Annotated in this window: 6 protein-coding genes; 3 read left to right on the top strand and 3 right to left on the bottom strand. The window is 32.1% G+C overall.

Annotated features, from left to right (window positions below; genetic code table 11):
- Positions 1-141: 141 nt before the first annotated feature.
- A complete protein-coding gene (locus DIU01_RS12365) occupies positions 142-1,143 on the top strand; it encodes an NAD-dependent epimerase/dehydratase family protein (RefSeq protein ID WP_290834903.1) in 1,002 nt (333 codons plus the stop codon).
- Here the strand turns inward: DIU01_RS12365 and DIU01_RS12360 are convergent, their stop codons facing one another.
- The 3 genes from DIU01_RS12360 to DIU01_RS12350 are packed head-to-tail and all read right to left on the bottom strand — an operon-like array spanning position 1,144 to position 3,612.
- Positions 1,144-1,518, bottom strand: a complete 375-nt coding sequence (locus DIU01_RS12360; protein WP_290834901.1) for a DUF4296 domain-containing protein — start codon at positions 1,516-1,518, stop codon at positions 1,144-1,146.
- 18 nt (positions 1,519-1,536) lie between these two features.
- Positions 1,537-2,877, bottom strand: coding sequence for a dihydroorotase (locus tag DIU01_RS12355; RefSeq protein WP_290834899.1), 1,341 nt, complete (start codon positions 2,875-2,877; stop codon positions 1,537-1,539).
- Positions 2,878-2,886: 9 nt separating this feature from the next.
- Positions 2,887-3,612 carry a polyprenol monophosphomannose synthase gene (locus tag DIU01_RS12350; RefSeq protein WP_290834897.1) on the bottom strand — a complete coding sequence of 242 codons (726 nt, stop codon included), beginning with the start codon at positions 3,610-3,612 and terminating at the stop codon, positions 2,887-2,889.
- A 104-nt stretch (positions 3,613-3,716) separates the two neighbouring features.
- Here DIU01_RS12350 and DIU01_RS12345 point away from each other — a divergent pair, with 104 nt between their 5' ends.
- Together DIU01_RS12345 and DIU01_RS12340 are read left to right on the top strand one after the other, a co-directional pair.
- Positions 3,717-4,382, top strand: coding sequence for a DUF4271 domain-containing protein (locus tag DIU01_RS12345; protein WP_290834895.1), 666 nt, complete (start codon positions 3,717-3,719; stop codon positions 4,380-4,382).
- Positions 4,383-4,400: 18 nt separating this feature from the next.
- Complete coding sequence (locus DIU01_RS12340) at positions 4,401-5,150, top strand: uroporphyrinogen-III synthase (RefSeq protein WP_290834978.1); 750 nt, start codon at positions 4,401-4,403, stop codon at positions 5,148-5,150.
- Positions 5,151-5,618: the final 468 nt, after the last annotated feature.

The following is a 5,618-nucleotide window of genomic DNA, read 5'->3' as shown; positions in this document are numbered from 1 at the left end:
GCAATTGAAAAAAGGATTTCCACTGCAATCAGGGCTAAATGGTTTTTGTCTTACCAAGAAATAAGCAACTCAAAGCCAATTCCTTTTAAACTTTTAAACCATAAACTTTTAAACTTATTTCTTAAACCTTATCTTTACAAAATGATATTAGTAACAGGTGGAACTGGTTTAGTAGGCGCACATTTATTGCTTCATTTATTAGAAAATGGAGAAGCAAACGTTCGCGCTATTTACAGAAAATCAGAGCAAATTACCAAAACCAAATTACTATTTGAACTATACAAAAAAGCCGATTTATTCAACCAAATAGATTGGATAGAAGCCGATATTCTTGAAATTCCTTCCTTAGAAATTGCATTTCAAAACGTTGATTATGTCTATCATTGCGCTGCTTGCATTTCGTTCAATCCCAACGATGAAAACAAATTACGAAAAGTAAATATTGAAGGAACAGCCAATATCGTCAACTTTTGCATTGATAAAAAGGTAAAAAAACTATGTCATGTAAGTTCGATTGCAGCATTGGGCGATTTAAATCAGAACCAAACCATCATCACCGAAGAAACCGAATGGAATCCCGAAGTTTTACACAGCGATTACGGAATTTCTAAATACGGTGCCGAAATGGAAGTGTGGCGTGGTCACCAAGAAGGTTTGCAAGTAGTTATTGTAAATCCGGGTGTGATTTTTGGTCCGGGTTTCTGGAATCAAGGAAGTGGTGCATTTTTCACTTCAATAAAAAAAGGATTTCCGTTTTACACCCACGGAACAACAGGATATGTAGCAGTGACTGATGTGGTGAAAATCATGCAACTTTTAATGCAATCAAGTTCCAATGGAGAACGATTTATTATAATAGCAGAAAACCTATCGTACAAAGATATTATCTACAAAATTTCCGAAAAAATTAAAGCTAAAAAACCAACCATCGAAGCCCAACCTTGGATGCTTTCATTAGCTTGGAAAATAGATTGGTTACTTTCGAAAGTGATTCAAACCAACAGAAAAATATCGAAACATAGTGCGCAATCGCTACTAAACAAAGATGAAATTAGCAACGAAAAAGTAAAGAACTATCTAAACTTTGAATTTGAAAAAATAGATTCTTACTTAGATAAAATTGTAGTTTACTTCAATAAATAATTATTTTACGATGCCGCCATCCACGGCAATTTCAGTCTTTTTACCATTTACTTTTTCGTTCTCACGATCCAATCTAATTTTTACGCGGTCGTAAATTTCCTTGTATTTAGAAACATCCGAAGCGTAATATTGTGAATTTTTAGCAAAAGTCAAACTATCAATTTTGTACTTATCCTTAAGAAGTTGGTTTGCTGTTGGCGTTAAATTAGGCACACCAATATTTTGCGAACGAATAGCATCTAATAATGACAAATCATAAATGATACTTACCATTTCATCTTCATCCAATAAGTTTTTTGGCTTTTCAATTCCAGTATTGTTACAACTCGAAACAAAAGTTGCCAAACCTATAAAAAGTAAAATTATTTTTTTCATTATCTGCTATTTTAAAAACTATCGGTCAAAAAGTAAACGTTTTCCGGCTTTAATTTCTTTCACTTTTGCATTTTCATAAACCAAAGTTCCGTTTACAAAAGTATGCGAAATTCTAGATTTAAAATTAGTTCCTTCAAATGGTGACCATCCGCATTTATACAAAAGGTTGCTTTTGTTGACACTCCAAGGTTTTGCTGGATCTACAATTACTAAATCGGCGTAGAAACCTTCTTTTATGAATCCGCGTTTTTCAATTTTGAATAATTTCGCCGGATTGTGAGCCATTTTTTCAACGATTTTTTCTACAGAAATTTTTCCTTGATGAAACGCCTCAAACATAGCAACTACAGCATGTTGCACCAATGGTCCGCCTGATGGCGCGTTTGAATATTTCTGAGATTTTTCTTCTAAAGTATGTGGCGCATGATCCGTTGCAATAACATCAATTGTGTCGTCAAGAAGTGCTTTCCAAAGTGCATCTCTATCAGCTGCTGTTTTTACCGCAGGATTCCATTTAATAAAATTACCTTTGGTAGCATAATCATCATTGGTAAACCAAAGATGGTGCACGCAAACTTCTGCAGTAATCATTTTATCTTCTAACGGAATTTTATTTGTAAACAATTCCATTTCCTTAGCAGTAGAAAGATGAAAAACATGCAATCTTGCTCCGGTTTTTTTAGCCAATTCAATAGCTTTCGACGATGAAATATAACATGCTTCTTCGCTTCTAATTAAATGATGCGCCGTTACCGGAATATCTTCGCCGTATTCTTCCTTATATTTTTCTAAATTGGCTTTAATTGTACCTTCATCTTCGCAATGAACGGCAATAAGCATTTTAGTATTTGAAAATATTTTCTCTAAAGTTTCTGGATTATCAACCAACATATTCCCAGTTGACGAACCTAAAAATAATTTAATTCCAGCAACATTTTTTGGATTGGTTTTTAAAACTTCTTCCAAATTATCATTCGTTCCGCCCATCATAAACGAATAATTGGCATACGAACTTTGAGCCGCAATTTGGTATTTATCTTCCAATAACTCTTGAGTAACCGCATTCGGAACCGTGTTTGGTTGTTCAATAAACGAGGTAATTCCTCCAGCAACAGCTGCTCTACTTTCTGAAGCAATGTCGCCTTTGTGCGTTAAACCTGGTTCACGAAAATGCACCTGATCATCAATTGCACCCGGAATTAAGTAATTTCCTTCGGCATCAATAACTTTACAATTAGAACTTTTATGACTGATACTTTCGGCGATTTCTTTAATAATTTCGCCTTCAATTAGAACATCACCTTCAAAAATTCGTCCTTCGTTTACAATCTTAGCATTTTTTATTAAAACGGTATTCATATTGTATTTTTATAATCGATTAAATAATTTTTTTATTCTAAGTGATAACACTCCGAAAATGGCTTCTTTAATAATAGATCCACTCATTTTAGATTGTCCTTTGGTTCTATCTGTAAAAATCACTGGCACTTCTTGAATATTGAAATTCTTAGCAAAAGCGCGGTATTTCATCTCTATTTGAAACGCATAACCAATGAATTTTATTTTATCAAGGTTGATACTTTCTAAAACATTTCTGCTGTAGCAAATAAATCCTGCTGTGGCATCCATAATTTTCATTCCGGTAATCATTCTCACATAAACCGATGCGAAATAAGAAAGCAAAACCCTACTTAAAGGCCAATTTACAACATTTACACCAGTTACATAACGAGAACCAATGGCTAAATCGGCTCCACCAAAGTGACAGGCATCGTATAATTTCTCTAAATCGTGTGGATTATGAGAAAAATCGGCATCCATTTCAAAAATAAATTCATAATCTCTCGCCAAAGCCCATTTGAATCCGTGAACATAGGCTGTTCCTAATCCGGCTTTTTTGGCACGTTGCTCTAGGAAAAGGCATTTTTCAAACTCTTTTTGAAGTTCCTTAACCTTATCGGCTGTTTTATCTGGCGAATTATCGTCAACAATTAAAATATGAAATGGTTTATGCAATGAAAACACTGCTCTCACAATGCTTTCAATATTTTCTATTTCGTTATAAGTTGGAATAATTACAATACCGCAATTCATACTAATCAATAAAAGTTTGTGCAAAAATACTCATTTTCTTACTGTATAATCTTAATAATATTATAATAGTAATCAACAAATAAAATTTAGTAATTTTGTCGCCAATGATAGCACTCGAATTACATCCTAGAATTATAGAAAGCAAAGATTGGGCAACCATCATTTTTGTATTTGCATTGGTGTTTATTGTTGTTGCCAAATCGGCATTTGAAACAAGATTTAGTGATTTTATTCGATTAATTGTATCGGATAAATACACCAAAATCTACCGAGAAAGTTCGCATTTAATGAGCGGATTTAATGTTTTGCTTCTCATAGTAAATCTAATTTCATTTTCATTTTTTATACAGTTAGTATTAGCTCATTTTGGATATGGAGTAAAAACCGACTGGATTTTATTTGTTAGAATCTTCACTTTACTTACCGTTTTTATTCTATCTAAATTCTTAATTGAGAAGATTATAGCCACAACTTTTGGCATTGAAGAGATCATCGAACAGTTCAATTTGCAAAAAGTTACCTTTAGAACTTACATTGGTTTATTGTTATTGCCAGTTTCCATATTTCTATTTTATGAAGATTTTTCAACAGATTATCTTTTTTTTAGCATAATTGGCATATTATTAGTGATAAATATACTGACTTATGTTATTTCTTTAAAAATATATCAAAATTTAGTGATAGCTAACTTGTTTTACTTTATTTTGTATCTTTGCGCACTTGAAATAGCACCGTATTATTTCATATATTATTTGATTACAAAAAATTAGAGCTTAAACATGTCAAATTTGAAAGTGAGAACAATTTTGGTGTCACAGCCAGAACCAAAAGTAGAGAATTCACCTTATTTTGAATTACAACAAAAGCATAAGGTAAAAGTTGATTTTCGCTCATTTATTCACGTAGAAGGAGTAAGTGCGAAAGACGTTAGAGCTCAAAAAATTGACCTAAATAATTTCACGGCAATTATCCTAACGAGTAAAAATGCAGTAGATCACTTTTTTAGAGTGGCCGAAGAAATGCGTTACAAAGTCCCAGAAGATTTAAGATATTTTTGCCAGTCAGAAGCGATTGCTTTTTACTTACAGAAATATGTGGTTTACAGAAAACGCAAGATTTATGTAGGACAGAAAGATTTTGCAGACATGTCAACTCTTTTCAAAAAATACAAAGACGAGAAGTTTTTATTACCAGCTTCAGATCAATTGAATGCCGATGCGCCAATAACTTTAAACAACTTAAAAATCAATTGGACTCAAGCCGTTTTTTACAAAACAGTAATGAGTGATTTATCTGATTTAGCCGATGTTTATTATGATGTTTTAGCCTTTTTTAGTCCAACCGGAATTAAATCATTGTTTAAAAACTTTCCAGATTTTAAACAAAACGATACTAGAATTGCAGTTTTTGGAAGCACCACTCAAAAAGAAGCTTTGGAACACGGATTAAGAATTGATATTCTTGCTCCAACACCAGAAACACCTTCTATGACAATGGCTTTAGAGCGTTACGTTGCCGAAGCAAATAAAGGAAAGTAAATTACAGATTTCAAAATATACAAATCCCAAATTCTAAAAAGAGTTTGGGATTTTTTTTTGTTTAAAAATAATATCAATTTTAAGCATCTCAAGAACATTTTTAACATATCAGCTAAATTTTTACTGATTAGTTTAGCAACAGATTTTTTTGGTAAAATTTTCGCAAATCAATTATACGCCACAAATGCAAATTATTAAACTACTTGATAGAATAAAAATAGCTCATCAATTAATACTTGAAGAAAAAACTGGAACGCCTCAAGGAGTTCGCAAGTAAATTACATATTAGTAGAAGTCAATTATATAATGTTCTTGACATTTTAAAAGAATATGATGCGCCTATAAAATATAGTAAGAAAATAAACAGTTTTTATTATGCAAAACCATATGAATTAGAATTAAAATATTCTTTAATTATTTTTTTAGATGAAGAAAAAAGAGAAATTTACAACTAATACAACTTCCGTC

Origin of the sequence: Flavobacterium sp. (genome assembly GCF_003525665.1) — a bacterium.
Lineage (GTDB): Bacteria > Bacteroidota > Bacteroidia > Flavobacteriales > Flavobacteriaceae > Flavobacterium.
Note: the sequence above shows the minus strand (reverse complement) of the source record. Positions and strands in the feature narration are given on the sequence as shown.